This is a genomic window from Flavobacterium sp. 21.1, assembly GCF_057801535.1.
The window spans coordinates 544,155-562,548 of sequence record NZ_JBYNXA010000003.1 but is presented as its reverse complement, the minus strand read 5'-3'; the positions used below and the strand labels follow the sequence as shown (position 1 = coordinate 562,548).

Genomic DNA, 18,394 nt, shown 5'->3' with positions numbered 1-18,394 from the left:
ATAATAATAAAAAAACCTGCCGTTAAAGCAGGTTTTTGATTGATAAAATCTATAATTGTATTTTCTTAGACCATTTCAGAAAGTAAGTGTAAAACTTCTTCATTTTTTTCAGTCGCTTTCATTTCCGAAAGTAAGCTTTTGAAAGTATCAAAATTTTTATAGTCCTTTTTCAGATTTTGAATTCCTTCCAATCGTACAAACGGTGATTCACTTTTCAAGGACATTGTATACAATTTTTGAAGCAGTTCGCTATCCACTTCCGAAGGCACGATCATTTCAGAATGCTTAAGAAGGAAATTCGAAAACAGAAGGGAACTCTTATTATTGGCAACATTTTTCTTCAGCGAATTTTGAAGCAAACTGTAATTGGCGATGGTTTTGATGTTTTCACCAATAGCGTTTTCGATCGCTGCTCTTTCTTCTAAAGTGTTTACCTTGAAGTATTTATTGATTTCCTTCAACGAATTATTGATGGTATTTTCTTCTTTTTTGCCTTTTTCTTCCCAGGAATCTTTCAGGTCTACGGTTTTGTTGAAAACCAAAGCCTCCGGTTTACTGTCTCGGTCTACACAGAAATAACCAACACGTTGGAACTGGAAACTGTTGCCTTCCAAAGCAGTTGATAAGCTCGGTTCTACAAATCCGGTAACCGTTTTTAAGGAATTCGGATTTACAAAATCAAGGAAGTTCTTGTCCTTATGAGTATCCGGTGATTCATCGATGAACAAACGGTCATACAAACGAATCTCTGCCGGAAGGGCATGCGCCACAGAAACCCAGTGAATGGTTCCGGATACTTTACGGTTACTGGCTTCACTTCCGCTTCCGCTTCGGCTGTCGTCATCATAAGTTACATGGATTTCCGTAATTTTTCCATCTGCATCTTTGACAACGCTCTCACCTTTAATTATATAGGCATTTTTCAAACGCACTTCTTTCCCTAAAGTCAAACGGAAAAATTTGTTGCTTGCTTCTTCCAAAAAGTCTTCTCTTTCGATGTAAAGTTCTTTTGAAAAAGGCACTTGTCGGAAGGTCATGGTTTCTTCTTCCGGATTGTTTTCTGCTTCAAGCCATTCGGTTTTTCCTTCCGGATAGTTGGTAATCACCAATTTTACAGGATCGATAACCGCCATTACACGAGGCGCAACTTTGTTCAGATCTTCACGAACGCAGAATTCCAACAAAGAAACGTCAATCAGGTTATCGCGTTTTGCAATTCCGATGGTTTCCGCAAAATTTCGGATGGAAGTCGGCGTATAACCTCTTCTTCGCATTCCGGAAATGGTTGACATTCTGGGATCATCCCATCCGGTCACGAAATTTTCCTGTACCAATTGCAGTAACTTACGTTTTGAAACCACGGTATGTGACAGGTTTCTTCTTGCAAATTCGCGTTGTTTTGGTCTGGTTTTCGCAGGATCATAAACCTGATCAAGGAACCAATCATATAATTCTCTGTGAGGTAAAAATTCTAATGTACAGAAAGAATGTGAAATCTGTTCAAGATAATCACTTTCTCCGTGCGCCCAGTCATACATAGGATAAACGCACCATTTATCACCAGTTCTGTGATGGTGTTTGTGTAATATTCTGTAAATGATAGGGTCACGCATCAGCATGTTGGTCGAAGCCATATCGATTTTAGCTCTCAAAATATGGGTACCCTCTTCGAATTCACCGTTTTTCATACGCTCGAACAAATCCAGGTTTTCTTCTACCGAACGGTTTCTGTACGGACCTTCAACACCCGGTTGAGTCGGTGTACCTTTTTGTTTGGCCATATCTTCAGAAGACTGGCTGTCTACGTAAGCTTTCCCTTTTTTGATCAGTTCAATCGCCCAGTCATATAATTGTTGGAAATAATCCGAAGCATAACATTCCTCTGCCCATTTAAATCCTAACCATTCCACATCACGTTTGATGGCATCTACATATTCCTGCTCTTCTTTGGCCGGATTGGTATCGTCAAAACGCAGGTTTACAGGAGCATTATAATCTATTCCTAAACCAAAATTCAAGCAGATCGCACTGGCATGACCCAAGTGAAGATAGCCGTTTGGTTCAGGTGGAAAACGGAAACGTAATTTATCGTTGGACAAACCATTTTTTAAATCGTCTTCAATGATTTGTTCTATAAAATTCAATGATTTTTCTTTCGTAGACATAGATTTTATGTAATTTTAGCAAAGATAAGTTTAATTCGTCAATTTAGAAATCAGAAGATTTGAAAATGACGGTGAAAAGTAAGTATGGGAGTTATTAAATTAAAAAACATAAGAACGTTTTCTTTCCACGGTTGCCTGGTGGAAGAAGCAAAAATAGGATCGGATTATTCGGTGGATTTGGAAATCAAAGCTGATTTGCGAAAATCCTCATTTTCAGACGAACTGACTGATACAGTGGATTATGTACATCTGAACAAAATCGTAGTCGAAGAAATGGATATCCGTTCCAAATTACTGGAACATGTGGCGCAGCGGATCATTGCCCGTATTTTTAAGGAAATCCCTCAGGTTTCAAGAATTATTGTGGGCGTATCCAAACTAAATCCTCCTATTGGTGGTGACGTTGAGGCGGTTACCATCCAGATTGAAGAATACAGAAGTTAAAAAGTAAAAAACTTTGCAACTCTTGGCGGTTGTGGCTTTGGAACTATAAAAAATTATCCTATATTTGCCGTCCATATGAAGGGCATCGTGTCCGAGTGGCTAGGAAGCGGTCTGCAAAACCGTCTACAGCGGTTCGAATCCGCTCGATGCCTCAAAGAAGAGTTACAGTAATGTAGCTCTTTTTTTTTTATCTAATTTTTAGTAAAAATTAATTAAAGATATCGCGGTTCAAATCCGCACGATACGTCATAGAAGAGTTATAGTAATGTAGCTCTTTTTTTTATCTAATTTTTAGGAAAAATTAATTAAAGATATCGCGGTTCGAATCCGCTCGATGCCTCAAAGAAGAGTTACAGTAATGTAGCTCTTTTTTTTATCTAATTTTTAGTAAAAATTAATTAAAGATATCGCGGTTCAAATCCTCCCGATGTCTCAAAGGAGTTCCGGAAATAAAGTTCTTTTTTATGTTTAATTTTTGAATGAAATTAAAGAAAGAGGATGCGATTCAAAACTCCTTTGCTTCTAAGAAAGAGCTTTATAAATGTTGTTTTGTTTACCAATGGAAGTTTTTGCAGTTGAATTTTGTGACTTCTCCTTTGTCGAAATGACTTTCGCTACTATTTTTAACTATCTTCCTTCCAAAAAAATGTAACTTTTCGTGAATACTATCACTAATTGTTTTAAAGAGTCAACGGAAGCATATTTTCTTTATTAAACCAAAATTTTATTCAAGATGAAATTAAAGCCGCTACTACTGCTGACACTGTTATCAGCAGTATTACTTATAAGTTGGAACAAATTTGAGCAGGAGTGGATAACCGAGAAGCACAAACAATACAAACTGTTATACACGTCAGGCGATAAGAAAAACAAGAAAGAATATCGAAAACTCATTGAAAACGGAATGGCTTCGGTAACCTTTTTTTTCAGTGGGGACTTCAAAAAAGAATTTGCGGTTTTCATACATCCGAGTAGAACTTCTTTGGAAAAAGCCTGGCAAAAAGATTGGAAGATGCCCGATTTCAAATCGGAATGCTGGATGGTGGCCAGCGGTGTGGCAACCAAACTGGATCTGATCTCTCCAAAAAGATGGGATACGGAAGCGTGCGAACACAGTTATTCGGACGGCAAAAAAACACAACATTTGATCACGCACGAGTTGGTCCACGTGTATCATGGCCAGCTAAATGTCAGCCCGGATTTCAGCGATGTTCAGGATATGGACTGGTTCGTGGAGGGTTTGGCGACGTACGCTTCAGGACAATGTGATTCGGACCGGATTTCAGAGGTAAAGAAGGCAATCTCGGAAAATAAATTTCCTAAAAGTCTAGATCAGTTCTGGACCGGAAAAATCAAGTACGGACTGTCCGGTTCGGTAGTGATGTATATTGACAATAAATACGGAAGGGAAACACTTAAAAAACTTTTACCGTTAAATAAAAAAACAGAAGTACTGGCCATCTTAAATTCAACCGAATCAGAATTACTTGCCGGATGGAGAACCTATATGGAGAATTTTTCGGTCACACATTAGGTATAAAAAGAAAAAAGCCCTTACTACAAGGGCTTTTTATATGAATGCAAGTTTAAATTGCTTACTGGGTCTGTTCAATTTTTTCAAGTTGATCTTTAACAAATTCCTTTTCTTTCGGGAACCACCCCTGCAGCATCAGTACCATTCCAAAAACGATCAACAGTATGCTGCTGGCTTTTTTGACTTTAATAATGTTGACCGGTGTTAATTTGCTTCGTAATTGTTTTGCCAGAAGAACTTTTCCGATATCAGTAATAAGATAAGAACCAATTACCGCGGAAAAGAATACCGCCATTCTGGACGTTTCCATACCTAATTTAGGTCCAAAAGTTATGATGATAGCCAGCCAGAAGCCAAGCACACCGATATTGATGAAATTCAACAGAAATCCTTTCATGAACAGATTTAAATAGTTCTTTTTAAGGATGATTTCCTCTACCTCTTCATCCGGGTCAATCAGCTTGTGTGCTTTTCGAAGTTTAAGGAACGTAATCATTCCATAGGTAAACATAATAATGCCACCGAAAATAAACAACGCCGGATCATCTTTAATACTCTGGATAAGTCGGTAACTACTGAAATAGGCCACCGCAATGAAGAAAATATCGGCAATAACCACTCCGAAATCAAAGGACATAGCCGCGCGGAAACCCTTGGTAATACTGGTTTCAAGAAGTACAAAAAAAACAGGTCCGATCATAAAACTCAGAAAGAACCCTAAAGGAATTCCGGTTAGGATATCGTCGATCATTCAAAAAGGTTATATGGGCAAAGGTAAGAAAAATAAAATCCCAAATCTTAAACTCCAAATACCAATAAGGTTTTCGAGTACGATTTGGGATCCGTTGTTTTGAATTTTATTTGGAAGTTTTTTCCAGATTGTGCTGACGGATTGTTCCTCCGGCAATCGTTTTTTGGTTGATCTGGCGCGGATTACCGTAAATGGTAATAATTCCGCCGGCTCTGGTTTTTGCTTCCACAAGATCGGTAGCGGTAACATCAGCCTCCCCGCCGGCGTTAACAGCCACCACGGTTTGTGAACCTTCTAAACCACTGGCTCTTACAATGCCGCCCGAAGAAACTACGATGTCCTGATTTTGGGCCTTTCCGGTTAAACGCAGTTGTCCTCCCGAAGTTGCTTTTATGATGGCTTTTTTCACATCCAGGGTTAGTTTAATTTCCGCACCTTCTTTCGCATTTACCGAAAATTCAACTCCGTCAAAAGTAACCGGACTCGAAACGTAAGAACCTTCACTAGCTTCAACGGTGTCAATTTTTTTAAAATAAACAATCGCTGTTATTTCTTCGCCTTTTAACAATTTGTCTACCGACATTCGGATCTTCAGCTCTCCGTTTTTGTTGACCAATTCCACATCGTCACTGCGGTCTCCGGAAAGTTCTACTTTGGTTTCGGTTCCTTGTACCAACTGCACGGAAATTTTATCAAAAACTTTAACAGTGGTAAAATCGCCTACATTTTTGGTGATTTTTTTTTGTGAAAAACCCAATTGCACTGCAAAAAGCACTGCTACTAAAATTAATTTTCTCATAACCTGAATTTTATTCTTGTTTTCTGATATAATGGAAATCCAATTGTTTTTTAACTAAATCGGCATTCTTCACTTTAACGTAAACTTCGTCTCCTAATTGTAAAATATTATGGGAAACTTCACCTACCAACGCATATTGTTTGTCATCAAAAGTGTAATAATCATCGCGTATTTCTCGGATACGAACCATGCCTTCACATTTGTTTTCAATGATTTCGACATAAATACCCCATTCGGTCACACCGGAAATCACACCAAGGAATTCCTGATCTTTGTGGTCCTGCATGTACTTTACCTGCATGTATTTGACCGAATCACGCTCGGCATTGGCAGCTAAGCTTTCCATTTGGGAAGAGTGCACACATTTTTCTTCGTAATCTTCTTCGCTCACACTTTTTCCGCCGTCGAGGTAATGCTGCAACAAACGGTGTGCCATTACATCGGGATAACGACGGATGGGCGAGGTAAAATGCGAATAATAATCAAACGCCAATCCGTAATGCCCGATGTTTTCCGTAGAATAACTCGCCTTACTCATGCTTCGGATGGCTAAAGTGTCAATTAAATTCTGCTCTTTTTTCCCATTCACATTTTCCAACAAGCTGTTTAGCGATTTAGAAATCCCTTGCTTCGATTTTAAATCAAGCGTATATCCGAATTTAGAAATAACAGTTTGCATGTTGATCAGTTTATCTTCGTTCGGTTCGTCGTGTACACGATAAACGAAAGTTTTCTTTTGCTTTCCGATGAACTCGGCCACTTTTCGGTTGGCTAAAAGCATGAATTCCTCAATCAGGTGATTCGCGTCTTTGGATACTTTAAAGTAAACGCCCACCGGTTCGGCTTCTTCGTTCAGGTTGAATTTCACTTCCACCTTGTCAAAAGAGATAGCACCGGCGGCCATACGTTTTCTGCGCAGGATTTTTGCCAGGTCATCCATTTTCAGTGTCGCATTTACGATGGAATCATCAACAACATATTCTTTTCCGGTGATGGAAATTTCAGTCGGAATTGTATTGTTTCCTTTGGTTTCAATGATATGCTGGGCTTCTTCGTAGGCAAAACGCTGATCCGAATAAATCACCGTTCTTCCGAACCATTGGTTGATTAATTCAGCCTTGTCATTTAGTTCGAAAACCGCGGAAAACGTATATTTTTCTTCATGCGGACGAAGGGAACACGCAAAGTTACTCAGCACCTCGGGAAGCATCGGAACTACACGGTCTACCAAATAGACAGAGGTTGCGCGGTTGTAGGCTTCATCATCCAGAATCGTTCCTTCTTTAAGATAGTGCGACACATCGGCGATGTGAATTCCGATTTCGTAATTGCCGTTTTCCAATAGCTGAAATGAAAGGGCATCGTCAAAATCCTTGGCGTCTTTCGGGTCGATGGTGAAGGTTAAGGTTTCACGCATGTCACGGCGTTTGGCAATTTCTTCAGCCGTAATGGAAGTGTCAATCTTTTTCGCATAAGCTTCCACTTCTAAAGGGAAATCGTATGGCAAACCATATTCGGCCAAAATCGCATGGATCTCGGTATCATGTTCCCCTGGTTTTCCTAAGACTTTAATTACTGAACCAAACGGAGAATCGGCTTTTTTAGGCCAGTCTTCCATTTTTACCAAAACGACGTCACCGTGTTCGGCTTCCCCCAATTTATTTTTCGGAATGAAAATATCGGTATACATTTTGGCGTTGGCTGTGGTTACGAAAGCAAAATTTTTCTGCACGTCGATAACGCCAACGAACTCTTCTTTTTTACGTTCCAGAATTTCGAGTACTTCAGCTTCCGGTCTGCGGGAACTTCTGCGATTATAAATGTAAGCCCTTACCTTGTCACCATCCAGCGCGTGGTTGAGGTTCTGAAACGGAACAAAAACATCGTGTTCCAGATCCGGAGAAACCAAATAACCTGTCTTCCGGCTGGTCATGTCGATAGTGCCTTCGTAATATTCCGCTTTGGAAATCATCTGGTATTTCCCGATTTCGGTTTCCTGAATTCTGTCCTGCGCTTTTAGCAGTTTCAGATCCCGGATGATTTCATTTCGGCTTTTGGTATCGTTGAGCTGCAAGACAGCAGCAATTTGTTTGTAGTTGAAAGTTTTACTCGGTTCTTTAGACAGTATCTTAAATATCTGAGCGGTAAAATCGTGTTGTTTTTTTCCTAATTTTTTAGGTCTCTTACTCATAGTTCATTTCTTAATAATGCTGAAAATTACGAATAAGTATTAAGATTTTTAAGGTTAAAGCTTAATATTTATACTAAAAATAACTTTTGTATCTTTAGGCAAAGCTTTTTTATGATCGAATTTATAACCGTTGCCGTTTTTGATTATCCGCACGAAATTACGGTACTCAAACACCTTTTGGACCAGTCGGAACTTCAGTACTTCTTTGAAAATGAAACCATGACCAACATTGCACCCATGTATTCGCAGGCGCTGGGGGGAATCAAACTGAAAGTGCATCCGGAGGATGTGGAAACAGTTCGCGAAATTTTAAAAAAATTAAAGGACGATTCAAATTTGAGAATCGTTTGATTTATCTTTGTATAAATTAATTGCACATAAATTATCAGTGCAGAAAGACAAAATAAACACAACACAACAATGAAAATCTCCATCGGAAACGACCACGCCGGACCAGACTACAAAAAAGCCATCATAGCACATTTGGAAGCAAATGGGCACACTATCATCAATCACGGAACCGACACTTTTGACAGTGTAGATTACCCGGATTTTGGTCATGCCGTAGCCAATGATGTGGAAAACGGAATGGCCGATTTCGGGATCATCATCTGCGGAAGCGGAAACGGAATTGCCATTACAGCCAACAAACATCAGGGTGTACGCGCGGCTTTGTGCTGGATCAACGAAATTGCGGCTTTGGCCCGTCAGCACAACGATGCTAACATAATTAGTATTCCGGCACGTTATACCAATATCAAACAGGCAGTGGAAATGGTAGATACTTTTTTAACTACCGATTTTGAAGGTGGAAGACACGCCACCAGGGTAAATAAAATTGCTTGTCAGTAAAAAATATGAAAATCCGGTTCCGTTAGCGAATCGGATTTTTTTTAAAATATACTTCAACAATGGAACTGCATCACGACCACAGCATTCACAAACACCACGTGGAAGGCAAAAACCTGGTGTACTCCATTTTGCTGAACGTCGTAATTACGCTGGCACAGCTGGTAGGAGGCATTTTATCAGGCAGTCTGGCGCTGATTTCCGATGCCTTGCACAACTTCAGTGACGTACTTTCACTCCTATTCAGTCTCGTGGCCCATAAATTGTCCCGAAGAAAAGCGACTACAGGTCAGACCTTCGGACTGAAACGCGCCGAGTTGATTGCGGCGTTTGTCAATGCTTTTACTTTGGTTGCCGTCGCCTTGTACTTGATTTATGAGGCGATAAACCGTTTTTTTCATCCAAAGGAAATTGCTTCCGATACGGTAATTTGGCTGGCCTTGTTAGGAATCGTGGTCAATGGTATTTCGGCTTTACTGCTTAAGAAAGATGCCGACCATAACCTGAATATGAAATCGGCTTACCTGCATTTATTCTCCGATATGTTAGCTTCGGTAGCCGTTTTGATCGGGGGGGTGCTGATGAAATACTACCATATTTATTGGATTGACAGCGTGCTGACTTTGGTCATCGCCATTTACTTAATTTTTGTCAGTGCCGATTTACTAAAAAAATCCACCAAAATGCTGATGCTTTTCACTCCGGAACATATTAATATCGAAGAAATTGTTTTTGAAGTGCAGAAAATTCAAGGTGTAAAGCAGCTACACAATATCCACGTTTGGCACCTCAATGAAGAAGAAATACTGCTCGAAGCCCGTTTGGCATGTTCTCATGACTTTTCTGTAAGTCAGTTTAATGCAATCTCCGTTGAGATCGAAAAAATGTTGTTGGAAAAGTTCGGAATCACCAATGTAACGATTCAACCGACATTTCGTGACGATGACCTATAAGTTGATGGTTTAAAAAAATAAATCATTAAATTAGGGTTCAAGTTTCCTTTTAAAATTTCTGTTTGCAGGAAAAATGGAAGACAGTGCTATGCTGCCTTTTTGTTTTTTGTGCTATTCCCAAAGTGCTATTGTCTTAAATCGGCTAATTGTTAAAATATTGTACTATTGGCAATTTAAGATTTGTTTTAAGACGTAAATTTGATTAATTGTCAAATTATACACTAATTTATTCGCAATAATTAAAAAAATAATAGATTTTAATCGGTTTTACAGCGATTTATTGTTTTATTTTGTGAAAGTGCAACACACAACAACTAGTAAGCCTTAACACAACATTTTAAATTTTCTCAACATGATCGGAAATCCAACAATCAACAAATTATTAGTGGCTAACAGAGGAGAAATTGCAATCCGCGTTTTCAGAGCAGCATCTGAATTAAAAATCGATACGGTTGCTGTTTTTACACATGAAGACCGATATTCACTTCACAGATTTAAAGCTGATCAGAGTTTTCAGATTGGGGACGAATCGGAACCACTGAAGCCTTACCTTGATATCGAGGAAATTATCAGAGTAGCCAAAGCCAATCAGGTGGATGCCATCCATCCCGGATATGGATTCTTATCAGAGAACGTAGACTTTGTGCGACGATGCGAAGAAGAAGGAATCATCTTTATTGGTCCGCGCAAGGAAGCCATGATGCAATTGGGCGACAAAGTAGCGGCCAAAAAAGTGGCTATGGAAATAGAGGTTCCCATTATCGCCGACTCCAAAAAAGACCTGAATGTCATCGAAGATGCACTTTCCGAAGCCGAGAGAATTACCTATCCCGTAATGCTGAAAGCCGCTGCGGGTGGCGGAGGCAGGGGAATGCGTGTGGTACGTAATGCCGATGAAATGAAAACCGCCTTTAATAATGCCAAAGGCGAAGCTTTAAAGGCATTTGGTGATGACACCGTTTTCCTCGAAAAATTTATCGATAACCCGAAACACGTTGAGGTGCAGATCCTGGGCGATAATTTCGGAAACATTGTGCACTTATACGAACGCGACTGTTCGGTGCAACGCCGTTTTCAGAAGGTCATCGAAATCGCACCTTCCATTCTTAAAGACGAAACAAAGCAAAAACTATATGATTACGCTTTAAAAATTGCGAAGTACGTTAATTATAACAATGCCGGAACCGTTGAATTCCTGGTGGATAAAGATGAACATGTTTACTTCATCGAGGTAAATCCAAGGATCCAGGTAGAGCATACCATCACCGAAGAGATTACCGGAATCGACATTGTACGTTCACAGATTATTATTGCGGCTGGCTATCCGTTGACACACCGACAGATTTTTATTCACAATCAGGGAGATATTAAATGCAACGGTTGGGCGATTCAATGTCGTATTACTACCGAAGATATCGAGCACGATTTCAAACCGGATTACGGAACCATCATCGCCTACCGAAATGCGGGAGGTTATGGGATTCGTCTGGATGAAGGGAATTGCTATACCGGCGTAACGGTATCTCCGTTCTTCGATTCCATGCTGGTGAAAGTTTCCTCCAGCGGAAGAACCTTAAAAGGCGCTTCCGACCGTTTGCGAAGAACGCTGGAAGAGTTCAGAATCCGAGGGGTGAAAACCAATATGCCTTTCCTTTTGAATGTACTTTCCAATCCTGTTTTCCGCGATGGAAAAGCTACGGTGAATTTCATTCAGGATAATCCGCAACTTACGATACCCGATCCGGAATACTTCAATGACCGAGGTACCAAAATGCTGAAATACCTTGCCGAACTAAAAGTAAATGGGCATCCGGACGTAAAAGAATTCGATGCCGATAAAGTTTTCAGAACTCCGGTTGTTCCTGAAGTAACCCAGACGGATTATCCAAAAGGAACCAAGGATTTGCTTACCGAAATGGGAAGGGAAGCTTTCCTGGATTATATTAAAAACGAAAAGAAAATTTTCTTTACCGATACCACTTTACGTGACGCGCATCAGTCGTTGTTTGCGACGCGTTTGCGTAATTACGACATACTGAAAGTTACCGAAGGTTTCGCTAAGAATTTCCCGCAATTGTTTTCAATGGAAGTTTGGGGAGGCGCCACTTTTGACGTGACCATGCGTTTCTTACACGAAGATCCGTGGGAGCGTTTGCGTCTGATCCGTAAATCGGTGCCGAACATTTTATTACAGATGTTGATCCGAGGAAGCAACGCGGTGGGTTATGCGGCTTACCCGGACAATGTGCTGGAGCAATTCATTATCAAAAGTGCTGAAAACGGAATTGATGTTTTCCGAATTTTCGATTCACTGAACTGGATCGAGGGAATGACCCACAGCATAAAAACGGTTCGCGAAAAAACCAATTCAATAGCCGAAGCCTGTATTTGTTATACGGGAGATTTCATGAATCCGGACCGACAAAAATTCAACCTTCAGTATTATATTGACCTGGCTAAACAACTGGAAGCAGCCGGAGCGCATATGCTAGCTATTAAAGACATGGCCGGACTACTGAAACCATACGCTGCTGAAATTTTAATCAAGGAACTGAAAAAGAATATTTCCATTCCGATTCACCTGCATACGCATGACACGTCATCGGTACAATCCACAACTTATTTGAAAGCAATTGAAGCGGGTGTTGACGTAGTGGATGTTGCTCTTGCTTCTATGAGCGGACTAACGTCGCAGCCTAATTTTAATTCGCTGGTAGCCGTTTTACACGGAACGGAAAGAGAAAATCCGATTAATCTTAAGAAGTTAAACGAATACTCCAACTATTTTGAAGTGGTTCGTGAATATTACTATCCGTTTGAAAGCGAACTTAAAGCAGGAACTGCTGAGGTTTATGATCATGAAATTCCGGGCGGACAGTATTCCAATTTGTTACCGCAGGCACAATCATTGGGGTTGTTGGACAAATTTGAAACCATCAAACAGAATTATGTGGTGGTAAACGAAATGTTCGGCGATATCGTTAAAGTAACTCCGTCTTCGAAAGTGGTGGGTGATATGGCCTTGTTCATGACCTCAAATAATCTAACCGCAGCCGACGTATTAGAGAAAGGCGATACGCTTGCTTTCCCGGAATCGGTGAAGCAGTTATTTAGAGGAGATTTAGGTCAGCCCTACGGCGGATTTCCAAAAAAATTACAGGAAATAATTCTGAAAAAGGAAATTCCATACACGGAAAAACCTAACGCACATATTAAACCGATTGATTTCGATCTGGAATTACAACTGTTCCATCAGAAATTTGATGACAAACTAACCACGGAAGATTTGTTATCGTACATTATGTTTCCTAAGGTTTTTGAAGATTTTTACAGTTTCAGAAAGTATTTCGGTAAGGTGGAAAAACTTCCTACGCCGTATTTTTACTATCCGTTGAAAACCAACGAAGAACTGATTATCAATCTCGATTTAGGGAAAAACATGATGATCGATTTCCGCTATATGAGCGAGCCTAATGAAGAAGGTTTCAGAGAAGTGTATTTCCAGATCAACGGGCAGACCCGAAATATCATGATCAAAGACAATTCGGTTCAATCTGCTAAGGAGACCAATGCGAAAGTTGCGGGATCTGATGATATCGGAGCACCGCTGCAGGGCCGATTGGTAAAAATACTCGTGAACGAAAATGAAGAAGTGGAAAAAGACCATCCATTGTTTGTGATCGAAGCCATGAAAATGGAAACGACCATCTGCGCTCCTAAAAATGGAACCGTAGCTAAAATAATACTGAAGCAGAATATGATGATCGAGCAGGATGATTGTGTAATGCAGATTAAGTAATTTAGTGATGCGGTTGTTGTTCTTACAGCAACCGCAATCACTTTTGAAAATATAAAACCGGTTATGAGTGATCCTCCGTTATTAAAAAAACAATATTATCCCATCAACGAGGAGCTTTATGCTTATCTGGAAAAGTACAAACGCGTGGCAAGAACGAATGTTTTTTACGATGATTTGTTGCGTTTTCAGGGAAGTGTTGTCGTCTATGATAACAACAATGAGGATACCTTATGGGTTCGTGTTTATTACAACGAACTTGAAAAAAAAGAAATCGATTTAAGTCTGAAGAAGATATATACGCTGCTTCATTCCGACGGAGATGAGCGAAACATTATTAATTTGACGGTCGACTACATCGATTTTTGCACCTTCGGAAATTCAAAGCCGTTTCGGGTAAAAATCCGAAACCTTCTGAATGATAATTACACGCACTTTTACGTGAAAATTGCCGATGCTTCCCGAATTTTCGGATTGGAGCTGGAACACATCATGTCGCCGAACAGTATCAATTTTCTGGTGTATAAAGAAACCCTGATCGAAGAACATATTGTGGGCATTCCCGGAGATGTCTTTCTGAAACATCATTTGGATAAATGTACGGAAAACGAAAAAGCACAAATCGCAAAGGAGTTTGTAAAATTCAACGAACGTTGCATGATCGGACTTTTGGGCGATATGCGTTCGTATAATTTTGTAGTCATTCCGATTTACGATTACGACCATATCGTGTATAAAATCCGGGCGATCGATTTTGACCAGCAATGCTATGAAGGCAATTTCAAACTTTACAAACCGCATCTTTTTAAGGAGAATTTTCGTTTTACCCAATTGGTAAAAGACAAGCTTACCAAAGGTTCCATCGAACAATATCAAAACGAGGAGCGATCCATACTGGTGAGAAGAATTGCCGGCTTTGAGGAACGTTTAAGTGAATTATTACAGGCAATGAAAACCAGTGAATTGTCTCCGACCATTAATCTTGAACGTCTGAAACAGGAAACCTATGAGGTGACCTTCGACAAAAATTTCAAAAATGCTAACTCGATGGTTGATATTGTGGAAGCGGCCCTGAATTTCATCAAACGGAATTACCACAGTCACGGCGGATAATCTGTTATTTTATCTGAGGAAAAGAAAATAGTAAACTGCTATAACCTGAATAATAACAATTCCGAAAAACTTCCACAAAAAGGAAAACTTCGAGATTTTATGACGGAATAGTAACATTCCTCCTAAGGCGCCAATGCTTCCTCCAACCAATGCAAAACCCAATAAGGATCTTTCGGAAAATCTCGATTTTTGGTTGATGGCCAACCATTTGTCGATTCCGTTGATCAGAAAAGTAACTGCATTCACCGCTAAGAGATAGATGAAAATTAGAGGCATTTAAAAAACTTTAACGCAAAGATACTATAGCCAATTTAATTTGATACTAATTGGCCAAGTCTCCTTGCGATAAGAATGTTTTCCGTGATTTAGATTTATAAAAAAAGCTATTTCTATAAGTTTGATTTTGTTTAATTTTCGAAATCTAGGTTTGCAGGTTCATTGATTACCTGCAGTTTTTGCGGTTTTTTACCGGTTACCGGTACCGAAGGATCTACTACCTGAAACGACAGATTGTCAAACCACATTTGTCCGGTTCCTCTCAAATAGGCGCCATATGATATTTTTGAGGTGTGTGACGGGACGTCCAAAACAAGTTCATATTTTGTCCAGTCGCTGGTACCGCCAACCGCACGATTGCGCATATTGTCAAAGGAGATAAAGTTTTGTGAATTGGCCTGCTCGATTTTAAACCAGAAACCGGCTCTACCGTCCACGTCTTGCGTTTTAATGTATCCTGATAAACGAACCCGTTGGCCCATAAATTTGTCTGGTTTAAAACTTTGCATCAATGTACCGTAACCGTCGATTAATTTGTCCATGGATTTGATGGTAGCCGCATTTTTTCCGTCCATTCCGGCGCCCTTATCAATTCCCATATCATAACTTTCTGCTTTTGTTCCTGTTTTATACCATCCGGCAGGAATTTCAAAAGAACCGAGATCTGTAAAAGAAATTAGTGTTCCTATAAGCCCCAATAACAGAAAAATTTTAAGAGTAGTGGTTTTCATGTTATAAGATTTTAATTAATATTAGGTTTTTACAGCCAGTAGATTATTGTTGTTAACTCCTGTAAATCAGGGACTTATAAAGTTAAGGAAAATCTGGAAATTTACATTTAGGCGGTCGGTTAATATCGGTAAATGGTAAAAGTTTCGGATTATCTGTACAAGAGAAGATAAAGAAGGAGGAATGCAGAAATTAATTCCAAAAGATGTTATTTTAGCATTCTTATTTCAAAATAAAATGACACTGACCGAATACATCCTGAAGTTCGTTCCGACGGCTTCTAAAAACATAGAGGCGACCCTTCAATTATTGGCTGAAGACTGCACCATTCCGTTTATTGCCCGTTACCGAAAAGACAAAACCGGGAACCTTGATGAGGTTCAGATTGAAGCTATTGCCAAGTACAGCAAACAGTTTTCCGAAATCGTAAAACGTAAGGAAAGCATCTTGAAATCGATTGAAGAGCAAAATGCGCTTACATCCGAACTGAAACAAAAAATAGAAAACAGCTTCGACTTGCAGGAGTTGGAAGATTTCTACCTTCCTTATAAAAAGAAAAAGAAAACCAAGGCCGATACTGCCCGCGAAAATGGATTGGAACCATTGGCGAAAATCATCATGGCGCAAAATTCGGATGATATCGAGTACATCGCTTCGAAATATCTGAACGATAAAGTGGCGAATGAAGACGAAGCTTTACAAGGTGCCCGCGACATCATTGCCGAATGGATCAACGAAAATATCTTCATCCGTAAGAACCTCCGAAGAATGTTTCAGCGTAAAGCTACTATCGCAACGAAAGTGGTAAAAGCAAAAAAAGAAGAGGAAGGTGCAAAGAAATTCGAACAGTATTTTGACTGGAGTGAACCGGTTTCCAAAGCCCCGGCCCACCGATTGCTGGCCATGCTTCGTGCTGAGAATGAAGGTTTCATCAAACTTTCCGTGGAAGTGGAAAAAGAAGAAGCCTTGGATTTTATCGAAGAAAACATCATCAAAAAAAACAACGAGACTACGGGTCAGCTGAAACTGGCCATCAAAGACAGTTACAAGCGTTTGCTGGAACCGGCCATTTCAAACGAAACCCTTCAGGAAGCCAAAGCGAAAGCGGATGTGAATTCCATTCAGGTTTTTGCGGCTAATTTGAGTCAGCTTTTGTTGGCATCTCCGCTGGGTGAGAAACGAATTCTGGCTATCGACCCGGGATTCCGAACCGGTTGTAAAGTGGTTTGTCTGGATGAGAAAGGCGATCTGTTGTACAACGAAACCATTTTCCCGCACGCACCTCAGAACGAAACGGCAATGGCCATGAAGAAAATCCGTTCGATGGTGAATGCTTATAATGTAGAAGCCATTTCAATCGGAAACGGGACTGCCTCCCGTGAAACGGAATTCTTCATCAAGAAAATTGCGTTTGACAAACCGGTACAGGTTTTTGTGGTTTCCGAAGCAGGAGCGTCTGTGTATTCGGCATCGAAAATCGCAAGAGAAGAGTTTCCAAGTTATGATGTGACTGTTCGTGGAGCGGTTTCCATCGGAAGACGTTTATCGGATCCTTTGGCCGAGCTGGTAAAGATCGATCCGAAATCCATCGGAGTGGGGCAGTACCAGCACGATGTGGATCAGTCCAAACTAAAGGAAGAATTAGACAATACCGTGATCCGTTGCGTAAACTCGGTGGGTATAAATATTAATACGGCCAGTAAATCGTTGCTGAGTTATGTTTCGGGTATCGGCGAAAAAATGGCCGAGAACATTGTTACATTCCGAAGTGAAAACGGCCCGTTCGAAGACCGAAAGCAACTGAAAAAAGTACCGCGTTTGGGTGAAAAAGCGTTTCAGCAGGCCGCGGCTTTTATCCGAATCAAAGAGGGTAAAAATCCTTTAGATAATTCGGCGGTACATCCGGAAGCTTATGGCATCGTGGAAAAAATGGCAAAAGATTTAGGGATAAAAGTTGGTGAACTTGTAGCCAACAAAGAAAAGATTAGTCTGATCAAACCGGAAAATTACATTACGAACGATATTGGTATTTTAGGATTGAAAGACATCCTGAAAGAATTGGAAAAACCGGGATTGGATCCTAGAAAAGCGGCAAAAGTATTTGAATTTGATCCGAACGTGAAAACCATAAAAGACTTACGAACCGGAATGGTCCTGCCGGGTATTGTGAACAACATTACCAATTTTGGCTGTTTCGTGGATGTCGGAATCAAGGAAAGTGGTTTGGTTCACATTTCGCAATTGAAGGAAGGTTTTGTTTCCGATGTGAATGAAGTGGTGAAACTGCATCAGCATGTTCAGGTAAAAGTCACCGAAGTGGATGAAGACCGAAAACGAATCCAGCTGACGATGATATTGTAAAAAAAGAATCCCAAACGCCGTAAAGGTGTTTGGGATTTTAATTTGTATAGAAAAAACTATTATTTGTTTTCTTCGTTTTCTTTTTTTGCAGCAGGAGCATCATCTTCTCCTTTAGACGCTTTTTTGAATTCGTTGATTCCGCTTCCTAACCCTTTCATTAATTCTGGAATTTTTTTACCTCCAAAAAGTAAAACTATCACTACAACGATTAAAATTATTTCGGTTGCCCCTAATTTTCCCATGACTATTAAATAATTATGTTTTTGATATTTTAATGCAAAACTGTCGGACAAAGGTATACATAAAAACTATTTGTCAAACAACCAGACAGTTGTTTTTGAGAAAACCGAACTAAATTTATGTTTTCTTTAACCAAAAGAAGAAAAGGATAAAGGAAACCCCACACAATGCATGGCGATATTTTTTATATTTG

15 protein-coding genes and 1 tRNA gene are annotated in these 18,394 nt (G+C 40.0%); 9 read left to right on the top strand and 7 right to left on the bottom strand.

What is annotated here, in order from left to right; translation table 11 throughout:
- Window positions 1–65: 65 nt before the first annotated feature.
- Window positions 66–2,165: a glutamine--tRNA ligase/YqeY domain fusion protein gene (locus tag AC3E9U_RS09275; RefSeq protein WP_488746620.1), complete on the bottom strand. Its 2,100-nt coding sequence runs from the start codon at window positions 2,163–2,165 to the stop codon at window positions 66–68.
- An 84-nt stretch (window positions 2,166–2,249) separates the two neighbouring features.
- Here AC3E9U_RS09275 and folB point away from each other — a divergent pair, with 84 nt between their 5' ends.
- The 3 genes from folB (at window position 2,250) to AC3E9U_RS09260 (ending at window position 4,143) form a co-directional block, all read left to right on the top strand.
- The gene (gene folB, locus AC3E9U_RS09270) at window positions 2,250–2,609 is read left to right on the top strand and encodes a dihydroneopterin aldolase (protein ID WP_488746619.1); all 360 of its coding nucleotides are present in this window, start codon (window positions 2,250–2,252) and stop codon (window positions 2,607–2,609) included.
- 81 nt (window positions 2,610–2,690) lie between these two features.
- Window positions 2,691–2,761: transfer RNA gene (locus tag AC3E9U_RS09265), tRNA-Cys, on the top strand.
- 581 nt (window positions 2,762–3,342) lie between these two features.
- On the top strand, window positions 3,343–4,143 hold the full coding sequence (locus AC3E9U_RS09260; RefSeq protein WP_488746618.1) for a hypothetical protein: 801 nt from the start codon (window positions 3,343–3,345) through the stop codon (window positions 4,141–4,143).
- A gap of 61 nt (window positions 4,144–4,204) precedes the next feature.
- Here AC3E9U_RS09260 and AC3E9U_RS09255 read toward each other — a convergent pair whose 3' ends face one another.
- From AC3E9U_RS09255 to rnr, 3 genes are all read right to left on the bottom strand, one after another.
- Complete coding sequence (locus tag AC3E9U_RS09255) at window positions 4,205–4,894, bottom strand: LysE family translocator (protein WP_488746617.1); 690 nt, start codon at window positions 4,892–4,894, stop codon at window positions 4,205–4,207.
- A 106-nt stretch (window positions 4,895–5,000) separates the two neighbouring features.
- Entirely contained in the window at window positions 5,001–5,693 is a 693-nt protein-coding gene (locus AC3E9U_RS09250) for a head GIN domain-containing protein (protein WP_488746616.1), read from the bottom strand.
- A 10-nt stretch (window positions 5,694–5,703) separates the two neighbouring features.
- A complete protein-coding gene (rnr, locus tag AC3E9U_RS09245; RefSeq protein ID WP_488746615.1) occupies window positions 5,704–7,884 on the bottom strand; it encodes a ribonuclease R in 2,181 nt (726 codons plus the stop codon).
- A gap of 111 nt (window positions 7,885–7,995) precedes the next feature.
- Here rnr and AC3E9U_RS09240 point away from each other — a divergent pair, with 111 nt between their 5' ends.
- From AC3E9U_RS09240 to AC3E9U_RS09220, 5 genes are all read left to right on the top strand, one after another.
- Window positions 7,996–8,235, top strand: a complete 240-nt coding sequence (locus AC3E9U_RS09240) for a DUF2007 domain-containing protein (protein WP_488746614.1) — start codon at window positions 7,996–7,998, stop codon at window positions 8,233–8,235.
- Window positions 8,236–8,304: 69 nt separating this feature from the next.
- On the top strand, window positions 8,305–8,736 hold the full coding sequence (rpiB, locus tag AC3E9U_RS09235) for a ribose 5-phosphate isomerase B (protein ID WP_488746613.1): 432 nt from the start codon (window positions 8,305–8,307) through the stop codon (window positions 8,734–8,736).
- Between the two features lie 59 nt (window positions 8,737–8,795).
- Window positions 8,796–9,686, top strand: coding sequence for a cation diffusion facilitator family transporter (locus tag AC3E9U_RS09230; protein ID WP_488746612.1), 891 nt, complete (start codon window positions 8,796–8,798; stop codon window positions 9,684–9,686).
- A 352-nt stretch (window positions 9,687–10,038) separates the two neighbouring features.
- Entirely contained in the window at window positions 10,039–13,485 is a 3,447-nt protein-coding gene (locus AC3E9U_RS09225) for a pyruvate carboxylase (protein ID WP_488746611.1), read from the top strand.
- Between the two features lie 63 nt (window positions 13,486–13,548).
- Window positions 13,549–14,595, top strand: a complete 1,047-nt coding sequence (locus AC3E9U_RS09220) for a hypothetical protein (RefSeq protein ID WP_488746610.1) — start codon at window positions 13,549–13,551, stop codon at window positions 14,593–14,595.
- A 9-nt stretch (window positions 14,596–14,604) separates the two neighbouring features.
- Here the strand turns inward: AC3E9U_RS09220 and AC3E9U_RS09215 are convergent, their stop codons facing one another.
- Window positions 14,605–14,871, bottom strand: a complete 267-nt coding sequence (locus tag AC3E9U_RS09215; protein ID WP_488746609.1) for a DUF1294 domain-containing protein — start codon at window positions 14,869–14,871, stop codon at window positions 14,605–14,607.
- Window positions 14,872–15,002: 131 nt separating this feature from the next.
- Window positions 15,003–15,602: a hypothetical protein gene (locus AC3E9U_RS09210; protein WP_488746608.1), complete on the bottom strand. Its 600-nt coding sequence runs from the start codon at window positions 15,600–15,602 to the stop codon at window positions 15,003–15,005.
- Between the two features lie 235 nt (window positions 15,603–15,837).
- On the opposite strand from AC3E9U_RS09210, the gene AC3E9U_RS09205 reads away from it, so the two are divergent.
- Window positions 15,838–17,961: a Tex family protein gene (locus AC3E9U_RS09205; RefSeq protein WP_488746685.1), complete on the top strand. Its 2,124-nt coding sequence runs from the start codon at window positions 15,838–15,840 to the stop codon at window positions 17,959–17,961.
- A gap of 59 nt (window positions 17,962–18,020) precedes the next feature.
- On the opposite strand, the gene tatA is transcribed toward AC3E9U_RS09205, so the two are convergent.
- Window positions 18,021–18,203 carry a twin-arginine translocase TatA/TatE family subunit gene (gene tatA / locus AC3E9U_RS09200; protein ID WP_488746607.1) on the bottom strand — a complete coding sequence of 61 codons (183 nt, stop codon included), beginning with the start codon at window positions 18,201–18,203 and terminating at the stop codon, window positions 18,021–18,023.
- Window positions 18,204–18,394 lie beyond the last annotated feature (191 nt).